Annotated in this window: 16 protein-coding genes; 7 read left to right on the top strand and 9 right to left on the bottom strand. The window is 69.1% G+C overall.

The features are described from left to right. Positions 1-108 precede the first annotated feature (108 nt). On the top strand, positions 109-891 hold the full coding sequence (locus tag AruCF_RS23620) for an IclR family transcriptional regulator (protein WP_020926101.1): 783 nt from the start codon (positions 109-111) through the stop codon (positions 889-891). Between the two features lie 50 nt (positions 892-941). Here AruCF_RS23620 and AruCF_RS23615 read toward each other — a convergent pair whose 3' ends face one another. The 4 genes from AruCF_RS23615 to ppc form a co-directional block, all read right to left on the bottom strand. Next, positions 942-1,670 (bottom strand): SDR family NAD(P)-dependent oxidoreductase, encoded by a 729-nt coding sequence (locus tag AruCF_RS23615; protein WP_026382241.1) that lies wholly within the window; start codon positions 1,668-1,670, stop codon positions 942-944. A gap of 155 nt (positions 1,671-1,825) precedes the next feature. Continuing rightward, a complete protein-coding gene (locus tag AruCF_RS23610) occupies positions 1,826-3,166 on the bottom strand; it encodes a short-chain fatty acid transporter (protein WP_049076597.1) in 1,341 nt (446 codons plus the stop codon). A 185-nt stretch (positions 3,167-3,351) separates the two neighbouring features. Continuing rightward, the gene (locus AruCF_RS23605; RefSeq protein WP_049076596.1) at positions 3,352-4,287 is read right to left on the bottom strand and encodes a 3-hydroxyacyl-CoA dehydrogenase family protein; all 936 of its coding nucleotides are present in this window, start codon (positions 4,285-4,287) and stop codon (positions 3,352-3,354) included. Between the two features lie 348 nt (positions 4,288-4,635). Then, a complete protein-coding gene (gene ppc, locus AruCF_RS23600; RefSeq protein ID WP_049076595.1) occupies positions 4,636-7,482 on the bottom strand; it encodes a phosphoenolpyruvate carboxylase in 2,847 nt (948 codons plus the stop codon). A 171-nt stretch (positions 7,483-7,653) separates the two neighbouring features. Here ppc and queC point away from each other — a divergent pair, with 171 nt between their 5' ends. Both queC and AruCF_RS23590 read left to right on the top strand, forming a co-directional pair. Next, the gene (gene queC, locus AruCF_RS23595) at positions 7,654-8,367 is read left to right on the top strand and encodes a 7-cyano-7-deazaguanine synthase QueC (protein ID WP_049076594.1); all 714 of its coding nucleotides are present in this window, start codon (positions 7,654-7,656) and stop codon (positions 8,365-8,367) included. Between the two features lie 338 nt (positions 8,368-8,705). Beyond that, on the top strand, positions 8,706-10,325 hold the full coding sequence (locus AruCF_RS23590) for an EAL domain-containing protein (RefSeq protein WP_235432715.1): 1,620 nt from the start codon (positions 8,706-8,708) through the stop codon (positions 10,323-10,325). On the opposite strand, the gene AruCF_RS23585 is transcribed toward AruCF_RS23590, so the two are convergent. Together AruCF_RS23585 and AruCF_RS23580 are read right to left on the bottom strand one after the other, a co-directional pair. Then, on the bottom strand, positions 10,303-11,484 hold the full coding sequence (locus AruCF_RS23585) for an MFS transporter (RefSeq protein WP_049076592.1): 1,182 nt from the start codon (positions 11,482-11,484) through the stop codon (positions 10,303-10,305). The two genes, AruCF_RS23590 and AruCF_RS23585, sit on opposite strands and share 23 nt — an antisense overlap. After that, on the bottom strand, positions 11,481-12,029 hold the full coding sequence (locus AruCF_RS23580; protein WP_049076590.1) for a GNAT family N-acetyltransferase: 549 nt from the start codon (positions 12,027-12,029) through the stop codon (positions 11,481-11,483). The genes AruCF_RS23585 and AruCF_RS23580 overlap by 4 nt, the downstream gene beginning before the upstream one ends. 135 nt (positions 12,030-12,164) lie before the next feature. Between AruCF_RS23580 and AruCF_RS23575 the strand changes: the two genes are divergently transcribed. Further along, positions 12,165-13,055 carry a LysR family transcriptional regulator gene (locus AruCF_RS23575; RefSeq protein WP_083036900.1) on the top strand — a complete coding sequence of 297 codons (891 nt, stop codon included), beginning with the start codon at positions 12,165-12,167 and terminating at the stop codon, positions 13,053-13,055. Here the strand turns inward: AruCF_RS23575 and AruCF_RS23570 are convergent. After that, positions 13,003-14,040: a 2-isopropylmalate synthase gene (locus AruCF_RS23570; protein ID WP_049076587.1), complete on the bottom strand. Its 1,038-nt coding sequence runs from the start codon at positions 14,038-14,040 to the stop codon at positions 13,003-13,005. The genes AruCF_RS23575 and AruCF_RS23570 overlap by 53 nt on opposite strands. A gap of 469 nt (positions 14,041-14,509) precedes the next feature. Here AruCF_RS23570 and AruCF_RS23565 point away from each other — a divergent pair, with 469 nt between their 5' ends. From AruCF_RS23565 to AruCF_RS23555, 3 genes are all read left to right on the top strand, one after another. Beyond that, positions 14,510-15,349: an AraC family transcriptional regulator gene (locus AruCF_RS23565; RefSeq protein ID WP_049076586.1), complete on the top strand. Its 840-nt coding sequence runs from the start codon at positions 14,510-14,512 to the stop codon at positions 15,347-15,349. A 101-nt stretch (positions 15,350-15,450) separates the two neighbouring features. Next, a complete protein-coding gene (ilvD, locus tag AruCF_RS23560; protein WP_049076584.1) occupies positions 15,451-17,316 on the top strand; it encodes a dihydroxy-acid dehydratase in 1,866 nt (621 codons plus the stop codon). Positions 17,317-17,550: 234 nt separating this feature from the next. Continuing rightward, on the top strand, positions 17,551-18,432 hold the full coding sequence (locus AruCF_RS23555; protein WP_049076582.1) for a LysR family transcriptional regulator: 882 nt from the start codon (positions 17,551-17,553) through the stop codon (positions 18,430-18,432). 62 nt (positions 18,433-18,494) lie between these two features. Here the strand turns inward: AruCF_RS23555 and lpdA are convergent, their stop codons facing one another. Next, the gene (gene lpdA / locus AruCF_RS23550; protein ID WP_049076580.1) at positions 18,495-19,892 is read right to left on the bottom strand and encodes a dihydrolipoyl dehydrogenase; all 1,398 of its coding nucleotides are present in this window, start codon (positions 19,890-19,892) and stop codon (positions 18,495-18,497) included. Positions 19,893-19,900: 8 nt separating this feature from the next. Further along, positions 19,901-20,665, bottom strand: a 765-nt coding sequence (locus AruCF_RS30035) for a 2-oxo acid dehydrogenase subunit E2 (RefSeq protein WP_254431147.1), incomplete at its 5' end; no start/stop codon positions are given.

The following is a 20,665-nucleotide window of genomic DNA, read 5'->3' as shown; positions in this document are numbered from 1 at the left end:
AGAACATCGTTTCATGGGGATGGTCGACCGTCAAGGCAAGCCGGCGCGGCCCGATCCTCCCCGTCCAGGGTTGCCGCCAGCGGCAACGTTTTTTCTCGCGGTAGACGGATGGCCGAGCAAGCAACCCAGCAACCCAGCGACAGCTACGTTCAATCTTTTGCGCGCGGCCTGTCCGTGATCCGGGCGTTCGGCCCGGATCGTTCCCAGATGACGCTGTCCGAGGTCGCGGCCGTGACCGGCCTGACCCGCGCCGGCGCGCGCCGCATCCTGCTGACGCTGGAGCACCTGGGCTACGTCACGGTCGAGGACCGCAAGTTCGCGCTGACCCCGCGCATCCTTGAGCTGGGCTACGCCTACCTGTCGGGCACGCCGCTGTGGAACCTGGCGCTGCCCTACATGGAAGAAGTGGCCGAACAGACGCGCGAGTCGTGCTCGGTGTCGGTGCTGGAAGGCGCCGACATCGTCTACATCCTGCGGCTGTCGACGCACAAGGTCATGACCATCAACCTGGCCGTGGGCAGCCGCCTGCCGGCCTGGGTGACGTCGATGGGCCGCGTGCTGCTGGCGGGCCTGCCCGCGGCCGAACTGGACCGGGTGCTGGCGATGAGCCAGATCCAGGCCTACACCAAGGACACCGTGACCGACATCGGCGCGCTCAAGGCCATCCTGGCCGGCGTGCGCGCCGACGGCTACGCCTGCGTGGCGCAGGAACTGGAACCGGGCCTGCAGTCCGTGGCGGTGCCGATCGTCGACCGCAGCGGCCGCGTGATCGCCGCGATGAACGTCAGCGGCCATGCCAACCGCTTCTCGCGCGAGGAAATGCTGGCGACCTTCCTGCCGCCGCTGCGCCACGCCGCCGACCAGATCAACCACGCGCTGCTGCGCCGCTAGGCGGCGCGGGCGGGCGGAGTCGGGCAGGCGGGCGGACATGGCGGCCGGCCTCAGATCGGGGCGACGCCCAGCGTCGTGCCGCCGCAGACATACAGCATCTGGCCGGTGACGAAGCCGTTGTCGGGCGACAGGAAGAACATGGCGGCGCGCGCCACGTCCTCGGGCGTGCCCAGGCGCTTGACCACGATGCTGTTGATGATGCGTTCGGTCTGCGGCGCGCCGGCCGGATTGCTCTTGGTGAACAGGTCGGTGGCGATGGGGCCGGGGCCGATGGCGTTGACGGTGATGCCGTCGCCGCCCAGTTCCATCGCCAGCGTGCGCGTCAGGCCGACCAGGCCGGCCTTGGTGGCCGAATAGACCACGCGGTCCGGCTTGCCCAGCGCGGCGCGCGATGACATGTTGACGATGCGGCCGAAGCCGGCCGCGCGCATCGCCGGCAACGCGGCCTGCACCAGGATCAGCGCGGTGCGCAGATGCAGGTTGACCACGTAGTCCAGGTCGGCCAGGGTGGCCGTGTCGGCGGTGCCGGGACGCGTGGCGCCGGCGTTGTTGACCAGGCCGACGATGTCGTAGGCCGCGGTCACTTCGGCGGCCACTTCCTTGGTGCGCGCCTCGTCGGTCAGGTCGGCCTGGTACGACACCAGCCCGGCCGGCGGATTCTCGGGCAGGCGGTAGTCGATGTTGACGACCTTGTGTCCGGCATCCAGCAGCATGCGGATGATGGCGGCGCCGATCCCGGCGCTGCCGCCGGTCACCAGATACGCGGTAGGTTTGCTCATCTCAGCTCCCAATTCAGTTCTCAGTCGCGGCGTCCTCAAGAACACCGCCTCTCAACATTCCATCTGCCTCCCCAGCGAGGACACCGCCAGATCCGGCTCAGCCGGTCTGCAGGTGTCGCCCCCTGGGGGGCGCGCGCAAGCGCGTACGGGGGGGCTTAATGCGTCAGGTAGCCCCAGGCCAGCACGGCGGTGATGTGGATCACGCCGACCCACAGCATCATGATGACCGTATAGCCCATCACGTCGCGCAGCTTGAGCTTGGACAGCGCCAGCGCCGGCAGGATCCAGAAGGGCTGCACCAGGTCGTTCCAGGCGTTGCCCAGCATCACGGCCATGGTGGTCTGGTTGAGCGCGCTGCCGATCTCGCGGGCGGCGTCGATCATGAACGGACCCTGGATGACCCAGTGGCCGCCGGCCGAGGGCGCGAAGAAGTTGATGACGAACGAGCTGATCAGGCCCCAGAACGGCAGCGAGGCCGGGGTGGCGACGTCCACGAACACCTTCGAGATGGTGGTCACCAGGCCCGAGGCGGCCATGATGGCCATGATGCCCGCGTAGAACGGGTATTGCAGGATGATCCCGGAGATCGTCTTGATGCCTTCGGTCAGCTTGGCCACGTAGGCGGCCGGCGTGCCCAGCAGGATGATGCCCAGGAACAGGATGATGAAGTTGATCAGGTTCAGGTCGAGCGAGCCGCCGTCGATGAAGTGGAAGGCGACGTAGGCCACGCCGAGCGCGCCGATCAGCAGGCTGAGGATGCGGCTGTTGTTCAGCTTGGAGGCGAGGGTGCCTTTCTCCAGCATGTCTTCGGCCGCGTTGGACGCGTTGGCGTCGCGGTCGATGGCCGGGTCCACTTCGACGATCTTCTCGCCCTTCTTCGGGTGCAGCCAGGCGTTCAGCAGCGGCAGCGTCACGATGATCACCAGGCTGGTGATCAGCATCGGCACCGAGAAGATGGTTTCCGTCAGCGGGATGATGCCCATCTGCTTGGCGGTCGGGTGGCCGGGGGTGGCCACCAGCACGGGGATGCTGGCCGACAGGCCCAGGCCGTACATGGTGAAACCGCTGTAGGCCGCGGCGATGATCAGCGGGTAGTGCACGCCCTTGACCTTCAGCGCCAGCTTCTTGGCGACGATGCCGCCGATGACCAGGCCGAAGCCCCAGTTCAGGTAGCTGCCGATGCCGCCCACCAGCGTGGCGACGATGATGGCGGTGTGCGGCTTGTGCACGTGGCTGACGATGCGGTTGAGCAGGCGGTCGGTCAGCGGCGCGGTGGCCAGCACGTAGCCCATGGCCAGGATCACGGCCATCTGGGTGGTGAAGGCCAGCAGGCTCCAGAAGCCCTTGCCCCAGGCGCGGGTCACGTCGCCGATGCCCTGGCCTTCGATGCCCATGGCCAGCAGCACGGTGAGCAGGGTCAGCGCGATCGCGAAGACAAAGGGATCGGGCAGATACTTGCGCATCAGCTCAGTGAAAAAAGATGCCAATTTATTCATGGTGCCTCCTACGAACTCCGGTAAGGCGTATTGCTCTTGTGTCTTGCGCCGCCGTGCGCCGGATGTTGGCGCGTGGCGGATGGGACGGTCGGTTTCTTTGTGTGGTTGGGCTCGTGGCCCGCTGGCGCGTCGTACGGATCGCCGCGCGCCTTATGGTGTAGGTATTCGGTGTTGCGCTAGCCGCGTCAGGAATCGCCGGCCTTGGCGTTGAGCCACGCGGCCAGCTCGCCCAGCGCCGCGCTTTTCTCGCGCAGCACCCGTTCGCGGCGCTCGGGGCTCCAGGCGTAGAAACCCTGGCCGCTCTTGGCGCCGAGCTGGCCGTTCTCCACCTTGCTCTTGAGCAGGTCGGACGGCTCGGTGCGGTTTTCCAGGTCTTTGTAGAGATAGCTGGCGATGGCGTAGTGGACGTCGATGCCGTTCATGTCGCGCTGTTCCAGCGGACCCGACAGCGCCAGGCGGATGCCCAGGCTCCACTTGACCACTTCGTCGATGTCCTCGGCGCTGGCCACGCCTTTTTCCAGCAGCGAGATGGCCTCGCGCGCCAGGGCGTGCTGGATGCGGTTGGCGATGAAGCCGGGAATGTCCTGGCGCACCAGCACCGGGCGCTTGCCGCCCAGGCGCAGCGTCGCCATGACGCGCGCCACGGTGTCTTCCGAGGTGGCGTCGTTGCGCACCACTTCGACCAGCGGGATGACGTCGGCGGGGGTGAAGAAGTGCGTGCCGACGAAGCGGTCGCGGCGCGTGACAGCACTGGCGATGGCGTTGATCGACAGGCCCGAGGTGTTGGTGGCGAAGATCGCTTCGGGCTTGCACAGCGTGTCGAGCTGGGCGAACAGGCCGCGCTTGAGTTCCAGGTTCTCGGGCACCGCCTCGATGACGAGGTCACAGGCGGCGGCCGCGTCCAGGCCGGGCGCCATGCGGATGCGTTGCATCACGGCGGCGACCTGGCCGGGGGCGTAGACATTCAACTGGCGTTCGATGACGGCGCGGGCACGATCCAGGGCGCCTTCCATCGGATCGACCAGGACCACGTCCAATCCCTTCGAGGCGAAGAGCGCGGCGATGCCGCTGCCCATGGCGCCGGCGCCGATGACGGCCAGGTTCTGCAGGGGAGTATCCATGAGGGTTCGCTTGCCTTACGGGGCGCGCGCGGCGGGCGGCACAGGCGGAACCAGGGAACTGCGATCTGTCTCTTCCGTCGGTGTCTTCCTGTGCGCGGGCCAGAAAAATCGTTGTGTTCTATATACGAACATTTGTGCGTATATAGAATTTCTGACGAAGATAGTACTAAAAGTTGCCGGGGGTGGACAAATGGCCGTTTTGGGGCGTTCGTCAGGTGGACAGTGCGGAACGCGCGCAAGGCCGCCTGCCGAGGCCGCGTCGCGTTCTGCGTGGAGGGTCGAATCGATGGAATGGGGGCAAAGCGCGCGCCGGAGCCCAAAGCCCCGGCGCGGCGTTGCCCTGTTGCCTCACCCCGAGTTGCGCAACCCGGCGGCGATGCCGTTGATGGTCAGGTGGATCGCGCGTTGCACGCGTTCGTCGGCCTCGGCAGCGGGCGACTTCTGCGCGGCGCGGTGGCGGCGGATCAGGTCGACCTGCAGGTAGTTGAGCGGGTCGATGTAAGCGAAGCGCTCGCGCAGCGAGGCCTGCAGCGCGGGGTTGTCGGCCAGCAGCTCGCGCCGGGTCAGCAGCTTGAGCATGGCCAGGGTGCGGGCGTGTTCAGCGCTGATCATGCCGAAGATCTTCTCGCGCAGCGCGCGCTGCGGCACCAGCTGCGCATAGCGCGCGGCGATGGCCAGATCGGACTTGGCCAGCACCATCTCCATGTTGGACAGCAGGGTGCGGAAGGCCGGCCAGTCCCGCGCCATCTCGCGCAACTGGGCCAGGCGGCCGCGCCGCGAGCGCGGCGCCCCCGGCGCGCCGGTTTCCAGATAGGCCTCGATGGCCGAGCCCATGCCGTACCAGCCGGTCAGCATCAGGCGGCATTGGGCCCAGGAGAATCCCCAGGGAATGGCGCGCAGGTCTTCGATGCGCTGGCCCTTCTTGCGCGACGCCGGGCGCGAGCCGATGTTCAGCCCGGCGATCTCGGCGATGGGGGTGGCGGCGAAGAAGTATTCGGCAAAGCGCGGCGTGTCATACACCAGGCCGCGGTAGCTGCGCTGCGCGGTCTCGGACATGAATGACATGGCCGGGCCGTGCTGCGCCATGTGCGCGTCTTCCGCGCTGGTGGCCTCGGCGCGCGGCGCCAGGCTGGATTCGAGCGTGGCGGCGACCAGCAGCTCCAGGTGCCAGCGGCCGACCTCGGCGTCTTTGTATTTGCTCTGGATGACTTCGCCCTGTTCGGTCAGGCGGATCTGGCCGGCCACCGTGCCCGGCGGCTGCGCCAGGATGGCGTCGAAGCTGGAGCCGCCGCCCCGGCCCACCGAGCCGCCGCGGCCATGGAACAGGCGCAGGCGCACGTGGCGGCTGGAGAAGACGTCCACCAGCGCGCGTTCGGCCTGGTAGAGCGACCAGTTGGAGGTGAGAAAGCCGCCGTCCTTGTTGCTGTCCGAGTAGCCCAGCATGACTTCCTGGGCGCCATTCTGGGCGCGCTTCACGCGCTCGCGGATCTCGGGCAGGTCGAGCCAGGCGGCCATGATGTCGGCGCCGCGCTGCAGGTCGGGGATGGTCTCGAACAGCGGCACCACCATGAGGCCGTCTTCTGGCGGGATGTCCTGGCCGGCGGGCGCGATCAGGCCCGCTTCCTTTTGCAGCACCATCACTTCCAGCAGGTCGCTGAGCGTTTCGGTGTGCGAGACGATGGTCTGGCGCACGGCCTGCTTGCCATAGCGCTGGCGGCCGGCGGCGGCCGCGCGCAGCACCGCCAGTTCGCGCGTGGTGTCTTCGCTGTAGGCGATCCAGGGCGAGGCCAGCGGCCGCGCCTGCGCCAGTTCGGCGCGCAGCAGGGCCACGCGCGCGTCTTCGTCCAGCGCCAGGTAGTCCAGCGGCTGGCCGTCATGGGTGGCGCCGGCGCGGCTGAACAGCTCGGCCAGCGCGCGTTCGTGCACGTCTGAGCTCTGCCGCAGGTCGACCGTGGCGAGATGGAAGCCAAACACCTCGACCGCTTGCTGCAGCCCCGCCAGGCGCAACTTGCCGATGGGCGCGCCATGGTGCGCGGACAGCGACGCCGCGATGACGGCCAGGTCCGCCGACAGTTCCTGCGGCGTGCCGTAAGGTTGTGCCGCGACGGTGCTGCGGCGCGCCAGGTCCTGTCCTGTCAGGCGCAGCGCGGTGGCGGCCAGGCGCGCGTAGACGCCGACCAGCGCGCGCCGGTAGGGCTCGTCGCTGCGATGCGGCGAGTCGTCGCCGCTGTGCTCGGCCAGCGCCAGCAAGGCCGGGTCGACCGCGATCAGCAGCGTGGTGATGGACAGCTCGGCGCCCAGCGCGTGCACTTCCTGCAGGTAGTGCTCGAACAGCACGGTGGCCTGGCGCAGCAGCGCGCGTTCCAGCGTGCCGGCATCCACGTTCGGGTTGCCGTCGCGGTCGCCGCCGATCCAGCTGCCCATGCGCAGGAACGGCTCCAGCGGCGGCGGGGGCGCGCCGAACGGCTTGGCGTCGCGGTTGAGCAGCTTGGACAGGTCGCCGTAGACGCGCGGGATGACCTGCAGGAAGGTGCTGCGGTAGTACGACAGCGCGTTCTCGATCTCGTCGGCCACCGTCAGGCGGGTGTAGCGCAGCATGCGCGTCTGCCACAGCGTGGCCACGCGGCCTAGCAATGCGGCGTCGAGTTCGGCCTGTTCTTCCGGCGTCAGCGGGTTGTCGCGCTGGACCAGCGCGGCCGCGATCTCGCGATGCACGTCCAGCGTGCTCTTGCGCTGCACTTCGGTGGGATGGGCGGTCAGCACCGGCATGACGCAGGCGTCGGCCAGCAGGCGGCGGATGCGCGCGGGCGTCACGCCATGGCGGCCCAGGGTCTGCACCGCGTCGCGCAGGCTGCCGCGCGCGGGCGCATCGCCGGCCAGGGCGCGGGCGCGCTGGCTGCGGTTCTGGTCGCGGTCCTCGGCGATGTTGGACAGGTGCAGGAAGTAGCTGAAGGCGCGCGCCACCGAGTTGGGGTCGCTGCCCTGCAGGTGCTTGACGCGTTGCTCCAGCAGTTTGCCGTCGGCGGCGTTGCCTTCGCGGCGGAATTTGACGGCGGTGCGGCGCAGGGTCTCGATGGTGTCGAAGACGCGCTTGCCTTCGCATTCGGCGATGACTTCGCCCAGCAATCGGCCTAACAGCCGGATATCGTGACGCAAGGGTTCTGCTGAATCGGACTGCGGGCGGCTGGCATTCATCGGGCGGGAGATCCGTCGGGCTGCTGGAAAAGGGGAGGGTGGGGTGATGCGCGCTACGGGTGAACCACAAACGAAAACGTCACCGATTTTACGCAGGCTTCCTTACGGGAAAGACGGCCGGCTGCGGTAAAGTCTGGCTCTATCCCTTAGTCTTTGCAGAAACCCCCTTTTATGCTGAACCACCAACGTCGCGCGCTCGTGCTGTTTTCGGGCGGACAGGATTCCACCACCTGCCTGGCCTGGGCGCTGGACCGCTATGCCCATGTGGAAACCGTGGCGTTCGACTATGGCCAGCGCCACCGCATCGAGCTGGATGCGCGCCTGAACGTGCTGCGCGAGATCCGCGCGCGCTTTCCGCAATGGGCGCCGCGCCTGGGCGAAGACCATCTGCTGGACCTGAAGGTGCTGGGCCAGGTGGGCGACACGGCCATGACCAGCGACCGCGCCATCGAGATGCAGGAAAACGGCCTGCCCAACACCTTCGTGCCGGGACGCAACCTGCTGTTCCTGACGCTGGCCGCCGCCCTGGGCTACCGGCGCCAACTGGACGTGCTGGTGGGCGGCATGTGCGAAACCGATTTCTCGGGCTATCCCGATTGCCGCGACGACACCATCAAGGCGCAACAGGTGGCGCTGGGGTTGGGGCTGGGCAGCCGCGTCACCATCGAGACGCCGCTGATGTGGATCGACAAGTCGGAAACCTGGGCGCTGGCAAAGCAGTTGGGCGGCGACGCGCTGGTCGAGACCATCGTCGAGGAAAGCCACACCTGTTACCTGGGCGAGCGCGGCGCGCGCCATGCCTGGGGCTATGGCTGCGGCGAATGCCCGGCCTGCAAGCTGCGCCGCGCCGGCTGGGACAAATGGCAGGCTCAGGGCGCGGCTTGAGCCGACCGCCCGCGACACCCCTCCAACAACGACCCCCGCTTCGGAAAGCGCCCGGCGGCCCGCCGCGGCGCGTTGCCGGCTCGCGGCGCAATGGCGTCGGATTGCGCCGGCACCGTAGCCGCGCGCATGTCGCTACGTTTCACTCATCGGCGAGTTTTATTTCGATATATTGAATTCCATTCATTTTTAAATGAATGGAATTCAATGATTTTCGACTTTGCGCGGCAATATGAAGAATTGAGCGCTCTTTTTTTGCGACCCTGTTCCAGGTATCGAGATGAATAAAAACATTTCAATACCGTTCGATGGAAAGCATATTTATTCAGAGCTCAATCATCATGAATCGGTCGCGCATTATCCTTATTTTCGATAACGAATTCGCCAAGCAGGGCATCTCCGATTCGCTTGAGCAGATCGGGTTCGTCCTGAATCCCGTATCGCTCCAGGAACCGCCGCCGGCGCGCCATGCCGGGGAAATCCAGGTGCATCTGTGCCTGCCGCGCGACCTGGACATCACGATCGGCCAACTGCGCGCGCGCTTCGCCCACTCGACCATCATCGCCATCCGCCACATCGAAAGCCCCGCGATGCGGATCAACGCGCTGCTGGCCGGCGCGGATAGTTGCTATGACGCGAACATCAGCTACAGCGAAGTGGCGGCGGCGATTCAGTCGGCGCAGCGCAAGTTGACCTTGTGCCAGCCGCCCGCGGCCTCCGCAACGCGCCGGCCGGACGTGGCGGCCGAGCCCGCCGCGGCGGAACAAAGCTGGCGCCTGTGCGACAACGAATGGACGCTGGTCTCGCCCGGCGGGGCGGCCGTCAATCTCACGCCCATGGAACGCGCGGTGCTCAAGGGCATGCACGGCCATCCCGAGCGCGTCATCCGCCGCGCGGGTTTCGCCGCCGCCGGCCTCGACATTGCCGGCAATGGCCGCGCGTTGGACCTGGTCATCAGCCGCCTCAAGCGCAAGGGCGTTGCCGCCGGCATGGCCATTCCAATACGCAGCCTGCGCGGCAAGGGCTATGCGTTCTCGGCCACGCTGGTCCAGGATGGCAGCGGCGCGAGCCACGAACCCACGGTGATCCGCAAGGAATGCGCCGTGTCGCCGCTGCTGGCCGCGATCCAGGGCGACCGCCTGCGGTTCCACTACCAGCCTATCGTCACCGCCGCGGATCTGGAAATCGTCGGCGCCGAAGCGCTGTTGCGATGGCGTGTGGCCGGTGGCGAGACGATGGGCATCGATGGCTTGTTGCGCGAAGCAGCCGCCCCCGAGGCGGCGCAGGCCCTCATCAGCTGGAGCCTGCAGACCATTGCCCGTGACCAGGCGCGCTGGCGGCAGACGGCGCAAGGGGCGGCGCTGGCGGTGAATCTCAATATCTCGCCGCAGAGCTTTGCGCGCCGCGATGTCGTCGGCACAGTCCTGCGCGGTATCGCCGCGTGCGGCCTGGCGTCGGGCGACATCCGCATCGAGCTCACCGAAGAAGCGGCCCTGCACGCGGGATCCGCCGATATCCGTTCAACGCTGGAAGCTTTCACCGGTCGAGGCATCCAGGTCTGGCTGGATGATTTTGGCAAGGGCTACAACAACCTCGAATGGCTGTCGACGCTGCCCCTGACCGGCATGAAGCTGGACAAGTCCATCGTCTGGAGCGCCGCGCGCCAGGCGGAGGCGCAGAAGGTGATGACCTCGATCTGTCAGCTGGCGCGCGACCTGGACATCGTCACCGTGGCCCAGGGCATCGAGACCGAGGCGCATTGCCGCGCCGCGCGCGAAGCCGGTTGCGACCTGCTGCAGGGTTTCCTGTTTTTCCGGCCCGGCACGGGCGATGAACTGGCCGCCGCGCTCGCCGAGCAGCGCTGGCGCCGCGCCGACATGGCGCGAGGCCGCGAACACCCGGCGCCGGCCGTGGCGCTGCGTGACGGCGGCGCGCCTTTCAGCCCCGCGTCCGGGCGATGAAGCGCCATCGCAACGCCAGCGCCGCGGCCAGGATGGCGGTAGCCAGTCCCGCCGATATGCCCATCGCGGCGTGCGACCCGTGCCGTTCGGCCACGTAGGCGTAGGCCACGGGCGCGGCGGCGGTCAACAGGAAGCTGGGAATCAGCAGGGCGCCGACCAGTGCGCCATAGCTGCGGAAGTCGAACAACGCCAGCGGCAGCGTGCCGCGCGCGATGGTCAGCAGGCCATTGCAGGCGCCGTAGAGCAAGGCGTAGGCGGCCAAGGCGACGAGGTGACCGCCGGACAGCAGCGCCAGCACGAAACCCAGCGGCATCAGGGCGGCCACCGCCAGGGTCAGGGTCAAGGGATGCAGGCGCGACCCCAGCGCGACGTCGGCCAGCCGCGAGGCGAACTGGCCCACGCCCCACAACGCGGCGACATTGACCGCCAACGCCTTGGTCAGCCCCAGGCCCGCCAGTAGCGGGATCAGGTGGGCGGCATTGCCGGCCGCCAGGAAATTGGTGAGCATGGCGATCACCGCGTACAGCAGGCCGGCCAGGCGCCGCTCGGATGCGTTGCGCGTCAGGCCGGCGCCACCCTGGCCGGCGGCCTGGACCGGCGCGGCGTAGCGTGCGCGCGGCAGCGCCAGGTAGAGGGGCACGGTCGCCAATGCCAGCGCCCCGTAGGCCAGCACGGCGCCGCGCCAGCCCAGCCAGCCCGACAGCGCATGGCCCACCGGCCACATGACGGTCGACGCGAGCCCGCCGAACAGCGTGATCTGCGACATCGGCCGCCGCGCCGTGGGGCCGGCGGCGCGCGCCAGCGAGGCGAATGCGGCGTCATACAGACACAGCCGCATGCCCACACCGAGCAGCGTCCAGGCGGCGAAATAGGCAGGCAGGCCGTGCGCGGCGGCCAGCGCGACGCAGCCCGCCGCCGCCAGCGTGGCGCCGGCGGGCATGACCCGATGTCCGCCCCATTGGTCGACCGCGCGGCCGGCCAGCGGCGACACCAGCGCCATGACCACGATGGCGCAGGAGAAGCCGCCGTAGAGGGTGGCCGGGTCCCAGCCCAGGTCGGCGGCCATGTCCGGCCCCAGCGCGCCGATCAGGTAGAAGGTGACGCCCCAGCCGACCAGTTGCGTCAGCCCCAGGCAGACCACCGCGCGCGGCGGGATCATGGGCGTTGCGGCGGCGTGCTGTCGCCCTCGCCCAAGGCGCGCTGCATCAGCACGGTGTCACGCCATTCGCCATGCTTATGGCCGACCGAGCGCAGCGTGCCCACCGGGTGAAAGCCCTGGCGCGCATGCACCGCCAGCGAGGCGGCATTGCGGCTGTCGCCCACCACCGCCAGCATCTGGCGCCAGCCGGCCGCGGTGCAGCGTTCGACCAGGCTGGCCAGCAGTCTGCCGCCGATGCCCAGGCCGGCGCGGCCGGCCTTGACGTAGACCGAATCCTCGACCGTGTGGCGGTAGGCCGGGCGCGGGCGGTAGGGGGTGACGTAGGCGTAGCCCACCACTTCGCCGTTGATCTCGGCCACCAGATAGGGCATGTCTTTTTCCAGCACCCCGGCGCGTCGCTGGCGCATCTCCTGGATCGATGGCGGTTCCAGTTCGAATGACGCGGTGCCGTGCTCCACATGGTGCGCGTAGATGGCCTTGATGGCGGGCAGATCGGCATCCACGCTGTCGCGGATCAGGATGGTGGGGGCGGCGGGTTGCGGCATGGCGGGTTCGCGGAGGGAAGGAACGGACGGGTGAAAAACCAGCCGCCAGTGTGGCGCAAGCCCATGCATAAATAAAGCTTTGGTCTATTATGCTTTTCATAAGTAAAACTTTGGATTAGGCGAGGGCGGAATGCCATGCGCGGACTCAATCTGGACGCCCTGCACACCTTTGCGCAGGTGATCGAACTGGGCAGTTTCTCGGCCGCCGCCGAACGCGGCGGCATCACCCAGCCCGCCGTCAGCCTGCAGGTGCGCCAGCTCGAGCGGCGCTTCGGCCTGAAGCTGGTCGAGCGGGTCGGCCGCCGCGCCGGGCCCACCGCCGCCGGGCTGGAACTGCTGACCCACATCCGCGCCATCGACACCGCGCTGGCGCGGGCCGAGCAGGCCATGACGGCGCATGCTTCGCAAGTGACCGGGCGGGTGCGCCTGGGCACCGGCGCCACCGCCTGCACCTATCTGCTGCCGCCGCTGCTGGCCGGCCTGCGGCGGCGCTTTCCGGCGCTGGACGTGGTGGCCAGCACCGGCAATACCGCCGACATGCTGCGCGGCCTGGAGAACAACACGCTCGACATCGGCCTGGTGACGCTGCCCGCGCCCGGCCGCATGATCGAGGCCACGCCCGTGCTGGAAGACGAGTTCGTGGCGATCTTCCCGGCGCGCGGCCCGCTGGGAATGCCGGACGCCGTGACGCCGCAGGCGCTGGCGGCGTTGCCGCTGGTGCTGTTCGAGCCGGGCGCGCGCACCCGCGGCCTGGTGGATGACTGGTTCGACGCGGCAGGGGTGGCGGCCAAGCCGGTGATGGAGCTGGGCAGCACCGAGGCCATGAAGGAAATCGTGGCGGCCGGCCTGGCGTGCGCGGTGCTGCCGCGGCTGGCGGTCAGCGGCGCGGGCCAGCGCGCCAGCCTGGCGGTGCGTTCCCTGACGCCGCGCCTGGCGCGCACGCTGGCCGTGGTGATGCGCCGCGACAAGCCGCTCAGCCGGGGGCTGCGGCACCTGCAGGAAGCGCTGCTGGCGTTGCGGACGTGAACGCGTAGGGGTGGAACACGTCCACCGGCAATTGGTTGCAGGCCTGGACGCAGTCGCGCACGGCCGCCATGTCGGTGAAATCCAGGCCGCTGGCGATGCCCTGCCGGTCCAGGTTCAGCGCCAGCGTCACCAGGTCGACGTTGCCCGTGCGCTCGCCGTTGCCGAACAGGCAGCCTTCGACGCGGTCGGCGCCGGCCAGCACCGCCAGTTCCGCCGAGGCCACCGCGGTGCCGCGGTCGTTGTGCGGATGCACGCTCAGCACGATGCTGTCGCGCCGCGCCAGGCGGCGGTGCATCCATTCGATCTGGTCGGCATAGACGTTGGCGGTGGTGCATTCCACCGTCGACGGCAGGTTGATGATCATCCTGTTTGCCGGCGTCGGGCGCCAGATCGCGCTGACGGCATCGCAGACCTCCAGCGCGAAGTCCAGCTCGGCCAGGCTGAAGGTCTCGGGGGAGTACTCGTAGATCCACTCCGTTTCCGGATGCGCGTCGGCCAGGGCGCGGATCTGGCGCGTGCCGGCCAGCGCGATCTCCTTGATCTCGGCGCGGCTCATGCCGAACACGATGCGGCGCCATTGCGGCGCAATCGGGTTGTACAGGTGCACGATGGCGCGGCGCGCGCCGCGCAGTGATTCGAACGTGCGTTCGATCAGGTCGGGCCGCGACTGGGTCAGGACCTCGATGGTGACGTCGTCGGGAATGCGGTTTTCCTCGATCAGCTTGCGCACGAAGTTGAAGTCGGTGTCGGAGGCCGAGGGGAACGCGACTTCGATCTCTTTCAGGCCCACGGCCACCAATTGCTCGAAAAAGCGCAGCTTGCGCGCCGCGTCCATGGGCTCGATCAGCGCCTGGTTGCCGTCGCGCATGTCGGTGCTCATCCAGATCGGCGGCGCGCTCGGGCGGCGCGCGGGCCATTGGCGTTCGGCGTAGTCGCGGGAAAAGGGCTGGACGGGGCGGTATTTGTGTTGGGGATGGTCGAGCATGAAAACCTCCGGCCGCGCGGCGCGCGGCGTCTGGGGCCGCCGGTCTGCGGCGGCGGTCGGGCAAGGGAGGTGGCGGACGGGCCCGTCAGAGGGCCCGGGGCTGCCGGGCGGCCACGGGGCGCAAGGCCCGGCAACCGCGCGCTAGTCGTAGCGTCGGCAGGACGGCGGCCGCGGCGTGGGCGCGGAGGGCGCGGCAGCTCGGGACGAGGCGGGTATGGGCGTAAAGGCGCGGGCGCGGCGCGGTGGCGCACGCGTTGGCGCCAAGGCGCCGGGTGTCCGGGACCGCGCGCGCGGTTGTGAGGGCGTCCGATTTCCCGGCCATGCGCGCGCGCCGGCCGCGCATGGCGGCGCTGCGGGCGGCGGGGCAATGGCAGGCAAGAGGCATGATCGGAACGCGGACGACAGGGAAATCGACGGGATGGCGGGCAGGATAGGTACACTGGAAAAGACCGTCTACCGCCGGTTGGACATGAATCATCGAGAAATGGACAAACCGAAATCGCCCGCCGCCTCCCGATCGCGCAAGCCCGCCGATCTGGACCTGTTTCCGTACGAGTCCTCGCTGCGCCCGGTGGCGGCCCTGGCGGTGGACTACGAGGACGGACATCGCGTGCGTCGCCACCGCCATCGCCGCTCGCAACTGGTGTACGCCATCTCGGGCGTGATGGTGGTGGATACCGACGCCGGTATCTGGGTGGTGCCGCCCACGCGCGGCGTTTGGGTGCCGGCCTGGGTCTCGCACGCCATCCGCATGAGCGGCGAACCGCGCATGCGCACGGTGTTCGTCGAGCCGGGCGCGGCCGCGCACCTGCCCACCGAATGCTGCGTGCTGTCGATCTCGCCGCTGTTGCGCGAGCTGATGGTGGCGGCCGCCGAGGTGCCGCTGGACTGGCAGCCCGGCACCCGCGACGGCCGCCTGATGATGCTGCTGCTGGACGAGCTGAAACAGGAGCCGGTGCTGCCGCTGCACCTGCCGCAGCCGTCCGAGCCGCGCCTGGCGCGCATCTGCCGCGCCATCGTGCGCCACCCCGAGCGCCAGGCGGGCGCGGCCGACTGGGCGCGGGAATTGGGGGTGGATCCCAAGACGGTGCACCGCCTGTTTCTGCGCCACACCGGCATGACCTTCGGCCGCTGGCGCCAGCAGGCGCGGCTGCTGGCGGCGATGGAGCGGCTGGCGCGCGGCGAGCGGGTGCTGGATGTGGCCCTGGATCTGGGCTACGACAGTCCCAGCGCGTTCGCGGCCATGTTCCGCAAGGCCTTGGGCGAGCCGCCCAGCGCCTTCGCCGCGCGCGGCACGGCGTCCGCCTGATGGCCGCGGCGCGGCCTCGGGGCGGCCTGCGGCCGCTGGCGGCCGGAACCAGCGTATTATTTACCGTTTTGCCGCCCACGCTAATCGCCTGAGACAAGATCATGCCGCACTACCGTTCCCGCACCTCGACCCACGGCCGCAACATGGCCGGCGCCCGCGCCCTGTGGCGCGCCACCGGCATGAAGGACGGAGACTTCGGCAAGCCGATCATCGCGGTGGTCAACTCGTTCACGCAGTTCGTGCCGGGCCACGTGCACCTGCGCGACCTGGGCGCGCTGGTCGCCAAGGAAATCGAGGCCGCCGGCGGCGTCGCCAAGGAATTCAACACCATCGCGGTCGATGACGGCATCGCCATGGGCCACGGCGGCATGCTGTACTCGCTGCCGTCGCGCGAACTGATCGCCGACTCGGTCGAATACATGGTCAACGCGCACTGCGCCGACGCCATGGTCTGCATCTCGAACTGCGACAAGATCACCCCGGGGATGCTGATGGCCGCGATGCGCCTGAACATTCCGGTGGTGTTCGTGTCCGGCGGTCCGATGGAAGCCGGCAAGGTCAAGTCGCCGACCGACGGCAAGGTGATCGCCAAGATCGACCTGATCGACGCCATGATCAAGGCCGCCGATCCCAACGTGTCGGATGCCGATGTCGCCGAAGTCGAGCGCAGCGCATGCCCGACCTGCGGCTCCTGTTCCGGCATGTTCACCGCCAACTCGATGAACTGCCTGACCGAGGCCATCGGCCTGGCGCTGCCGGGCAATGGCACCATCGTCGCCACGCACGCCTGGCGCAAGGGCCTGTTCGAGCAGGCCGGCCGCCTGGTGGTGGACCTGTGCCGCCGCTACTACGTCGAGGAAGACGAATCGGTCCTGCCGCGCAACATCGCCACCAAGAGCGCGTTCCAGAACGCCATGGCGCTGGACGTGGCCATGGGCGGTTCCACCAACACCGTGCTGCACCTGCTGGCCGCCGCGCAGGAAGCCGGCGTCGACTTCACCATGGCCGACATCGACCGCATCTCGCGCAAGGTGCCGTGCCTGTGCAAGGCCGCGCCGGCCACCGACAAGTACCACATCGAAGACGTGCACCGCGCCGGCGGCATCCTCGGCATCCTGGGCGAACTGGCGCGCGCCGACCTGCTCGACCTGTCCTGCGGCAACGTGCACAGCGGCACGCTGGGCAACGCCATCGCGCAATGGGACGTGGCCGGCGGCGCCGGCGAAGCGGCGCAGAAGTTCTATCGCGCCGCGCCCGGCGGCATTCCCACCACCGTGGCCTTCAGCCAGGACGCGACCTTCCTGACGCTGGACACCGATCGCAAGACCGGCTGCATCCGCAGCAAGGAAAATGCCTACTCCAAGGACGGCGGCCTGGCCGTGCTGTACGGGAACCTGGCCGAGAAGGGCTGCATCGTCAAGACCGCCGGCGTGGATGAATCGCAGTGGGTCTTCACCGGCCGCGCGCGCGTGTTCGAAAGCCAGGACGACGCCGTCGAAGGCATCCTGGGCGACAAGGTCGTGCCGGGCGACGTGGTGGTGATCCGCTACGAAGGCCCCAAGGGCGGTCCCGGCATGCAGGAAATGCTGTATCCCACGTCGTACCTGAAGTCCAAGGGCCTGGGCAAGACCTGCGCGCTGTTCACCGATGGCCGCTTCTCGGGCGGCTCGTCGGGCCTGGTGATCGGCCACGCCTCGCCCGAAGCGGCCGAGGGCGGCACCATCGGCCTGGTCGAAGACGGCGACACCATCGAGATCGACATCCCCAACCGCAAGATGCACCTGGCCGTGTCCGACGAGGAACTGGCCCGCCGCCGCGCCGCGATGAACGCGCGCGCCGATGGCGGCTGGCTGCCGGTGGACCGCGAGCGCGTGGTGTCGCAGGCCTTGCAGGCCTACGCGGCGCTGGCCACCTCGGCCGACCGCGGCGCGGTGCGCGATCTGTCGCAGCTCAAGCAGAAGCGTTGATCGGCCACGGGTGGATGCAGTGAAAAAGCGGCGCAGCGTGCGCCGCTTTTTTTGGCGTGCGCTGCGCCGGCGGCAGCGCGCAGCAACCCTCGCCGCTGTCTTTTTTGCCACCTCATGCCGGCTCGGAATCGCTGCCCGCGCGTTTGACGGATAACCCTGTCATCGGCCGGGCCACCGCGACATTGCGTCAGCAGCGCGCTATAAAATTCCGCCACTTGTGATCCGGAGTCAAAAATGGCGCTCAATTCCGAAGCCCTGCGGTTGTTCCTGGGCGTGGTCGACGCCGGTTCGATGAGCGCCGCCGCCGAGATGCTGGGCCAGACCGCCTCGGGCGTCAGCCGAGGCCTGTCGCGCCTGGAGGAAGACCTGGGCGTGACGCTGCTGAATCGCACCACGCGGCGCATGGAACTGACCGCCGAGGGCGCGCATTTCCTGCCGAAGGCGCGCCAGATCGTACAGTCGCTGGAAGAGGCCGAGGAATGCATGCGCATCGTCAACCAGCAGCCGGCCGGCCGCCTGCGCGTCGACGCCTCGGTGCCGGTGATGCTGCATTGCGTGGTGCCGCACGTGGCCGACTTTCGCCGGGAGTATCCGGCGATCTCGCTGGAGCTGACCAGCAACGACCGCATCGTCGACCTGATCGAGCACCGCACCGACGTGGCCCTGCGCATGGGGCCGTTGAACGATTCCACGCTGCATGCGCGGCCGATGCGGCCGCGTCCGCGCTGGCTGATGGCCAGCCCCGAGTACCTGGCGCGGCGCGGCGTGCCGCGCACCGTCGAGGATCTTACCGGGCACGAACTGCTGGGCTTCACCCAGCCGGAAAGCCTGAACGTCTGGCCGCTGCGCCACGCGGGCGGCTCGACCTATCTGGCCACGCCCACGCTGGCCACGTCCAGCGGCGAAACCCAGCGCCACCTGGCGCTGCGCGGCGTGGGCATCGCCTGCCTGTCGGACTTCGTGTCGCGCGACGATCTGATCGAAGGGCGGCTGGTGCGCATCATGGAAGACCTGCACACCGACTACCTGCAGCCTATGCATGCGGTGTACTACCGCAACACGCAGCTGTCGCGGCGCATCGCCTGCTTCCTGGATTTCTTCGCCAGCCGCTTGTGAAGCGGGGCGCCCCGCGCGGCCGAGGACGGTCCACGCGAGACGCCTGGTGCGTTGCCAGGGCCTTAACCGTGCAGCGCCCGGCCGAAGGCCGCCAGCACCGATTCGTGCAGCGTCTCCGACAGCGTCGGATGCGCGAACACGCTGTGCATCAGGTCTTCCTCGGTGGCTTCCAGCGCCGCCGCCACGCCGTAGCCGGCGATCAGCTCGGACGCCTCCGGGTGGATGATGTGCGCGCCCAGCAGCTCGCCGGTCTTGGCGTCGAACACGGTCTTCACCAGCCCCTGGTCCTCGCCCATGGCGATGGCCTTGCCGTTGCCGACGAAGGTGAACCTGCCGACGCGGATCTCGCCGCCCGTGGCCTTGGCGTGCTCGCGCGCGCGCGCCTCGGTCATGCCGATGCTGGCGACCTGCGGATGCGAATAGGTGCACGCCGGAATGCGCAGAGGATCGAGCGCGTGCGCCGGCAGGCCGGCGATGGCTTCCACGCACAGCACCGCCTCGTGGCTGGCCTTGTGCGCCAGCCACGGCGCGCCGGCCACGTCGCCGATGGCGTAGACGCCCGGTTCCGCCGTGCGGCCCAGGCCATCCGTGACGATGTGGGTCTTCTCCACCTTCACGCGGGTCTGCTCCAGGCCCAGGTTCTCGACGTTGCCGACGATGCCGGCCGCGACGATGACGCGCTCGACCTCCAGCTCGATCTGCTTGCCCTCTTGCTCCAGCACGGCCTTGACGCCGGTGGCCGTCAGGCTGGACGACTTGACCGCGCACTGCGTCAGCACGCGGATGCCTTGCTTTTCGAACGCCTTGCGCGCCAGCGCGGAGATCTCGGCGTCTTCCTGCGGCAGGATCTCGGCGGTCATGTCGATCAGCGTCACTTCCGCGCCGACCGCGCGGTAGAAGCTGGCGAACTCGGCGCCGATCGCGCCCGCGCCCACCACCAGCAGCGACTTGGGCAGCGCCGGCGGCGTCAGCGCCTGGCGATAGGTCCAGACGCGTTCGCCCACCGGCAGCGCCGGCAGCTCGCGCGCCCGCGCGCCGGTGGCCAGGATGATGTGGCGCGCCGACAGCGTGGCGCCGTTGTCGAGCGCGACGCGGCCGCCGCCGGCCAGCCGGGCGCTGGCGGTGAACACCGTCACGCCGTTTTTCTTCATCAGGTGCGTGACGCCCTGGCCGAGGCGGCCGGCGACCTTGCGCGAGCGCGCCACCATCGCGGCCAGGTCGGGCTGGGCCGCGCCGGCGCCGGTCACGCCGTACTGCTCGGCCTCGCGGCAGGCGCGCAGCACGGTCGCGCTGTGCAGCAGCGCCTTGGTCGGGATGCAGCCCCAGTTCAGGCAGATGCCGCCGAGTTCGGCGCGTTCCACCAGCGCGGTCGACAGGCCCAGTTGCGCCGCGCGGATGGCGGCCACGTAGCCGCCGGGGCCGCCGCCCACCACCACCAGGTCAAACGAAGTCTTGGTCATGGCGGGGCTCACAGCAGGATGCGCACGGGGGCTTCGATCAGCGCGCGGAAGGCGGCCAGCCAGCGTGCGCCGACGGCGCCGTCCACCACGCGGTGGTCGGCCGACAGCGTCACGGTCATGACGGTGGCGGCCTTCAGGTCGCCGTTGTCGTCCACCACCGGGCGGCGTTCGGCCGCGCCCACCGCCAGGATCGCGGCCTGCGGCGGGTTGATGATGGCGGCGAACTGCTTGATGCCGTACATGCCGAGGTTGCTGACCGTCAGCGAGCCGCCGGTGAATTCCTCGGGCTTCAGGCGATTGACCTTGGCGCGGCCGGCCAGCTCGACGATCTCGGCAGCGATGGCGGACAGCGGCTTGACGTCGGCGTCGCGCACGATGGGCGTGACCAGGCCGCCGTCGGTGGCCACGGCCACGCTGATGTCGGCGCCGGCGTGGAATTCGATGGCGTCCTCGTGCCAGCTGGCGTTGACCTCGGGCACCTCGCGCAGCGCCAGTGCGGCGGCGCGCACGATGAAGTCATTGACCGACAGCTTGACCGCGCCGCCCTGGTTGGCCTGGGCGCGCAGGGCCAGCAGCGCGTCCATGCGGCAGTCCACCGTCAGGTAGAAGTGCGGCACCTGCTGCTTGCTTTCGGTCAGGCGGCGGGCGATGGCGCGGCGCATGCCGGAATGCGGCAGACGGCGGCCGGCGGCGCGGCTGGACTGGGGCGCGGCGGCAACGGGGGCGCGGTCGCGCGCGGCCTCGACGTCGCGGCGCACGATGCGGCCGCGCGG

This window comes from Achromobacter ruhlandii (assembly GCF_002082135.1).
GTDB classification, from domain to species: Bacteria; Pseudomonadota; Gammaproteobacteria; order Burkholderiales; family Burkholderiaceae_B; genus Achromobacter; species Achromobacter ruhlandii.
The sequence above is the reverse complement of the archived record's forward strand: the minus strand, read 5'-3'. Positions and strand labels throughout refer to the sequence as shown.

Coding starts and splice junctions, on each gene's coding strand:
- AruCF_RS23620 (WP_020926101.1), top strand. CDS start 109: ATGGCCGAGCAAGCAACCCAGCAACCCAGCGACAGCTACGTTCAATCT.
- AruCF_RS23615 (WP_026382241.1), bottom strand. CDS start 1,670: ATGAGCAAACCTACCGCGTATCTGGTGACCGGCGGCAGCGCCGGGATC.
- AruCF_RS23610 (WP_049076597.1), bottom strand. CDS start 3,166: ATGAATAAATTGGCATCTTTTTTCACTGAGCTGATGCGCAAGTATCTG.
- AruCF_RS23605 (WP_049076596.1), bottom strand. CDS start 4,287: ATGGATACTCCCCTGCAGAACCTGGCCGTCATCGGCGCCGGCGCCATG.
- ppc (WP_049076595.1), bottom strand. CDS start 7,482: ATGAATGCCAGCCGCCCGCAGTCCGATTCAGCAGAACCCTTGCGTCAC.
- queC (WP_049076594.1), top strand. CDS start 7,654: ATGCTGAACCACCAACGTCGCGCGCTCGTGCTGTTTTCGGGCGGACAG.
- AruCF_RS23590 (WP_235432715.1), top strand. CDS start 8,706: ATGAATCGGTCGCGCATTATCCTTATTTTCGATAACGAATTCGCCAAG.
- AruCF_RS23585 (WP_049076592.1), bottom strand. CDS start 11,484: ATGATCCCGCCGCGCGCGGTGGTCTGCCTGGGGCTGACGCAACTGGTC.
- AruCF_RS23580 (WP_049076590.1), bottom strand. CDS start 12,029: ATGCCGCAACCCGCCGCCCCCACCATCCTGATCCGCGACAGCGTGGAT.
- AruCF_RS23575 (WP_083036900.1), top strand. CDS start 12,165: ATGCGCGGACTCAATCTGGACGCCCTGCACACCTTTGCGCAGGTGATC.
- AruCF_RS23570 (WP_049076587.1), bottom strand. CDS start 14,040: ATGCTCGACCATCCCCAACACAAATACCGCCCCGTCCAGCCCTTTTCC.
- AruCF_RS23565 (WP_049076586.1), top strand. CDS start 14,510: ATGAATCATCGAGAAATGGACAAACCGAAATCGCCCGCCGCCTCCCGA.
- ilvD (WP_049076584.1), top strand. CDS start 15,451: ATGCCGCACTACCGTTCCCGCACCTCGACCCACGGCCGCAACATGGCC.
- AruCF_RS23555 (WP_049076582.1), top strand. CDS start 17,551: ATGGCGCTCAATTCCGAAGCCCTGCGGTTGTTCCTGGGCGTGGTCGAC.
- lpdA (WP_049076580.1), bottom strand. CDS start 19,892: ATGACCAAGACTTCGTTTGACCTGGTGGTGGTGGGCGGCGGCCCCGGC.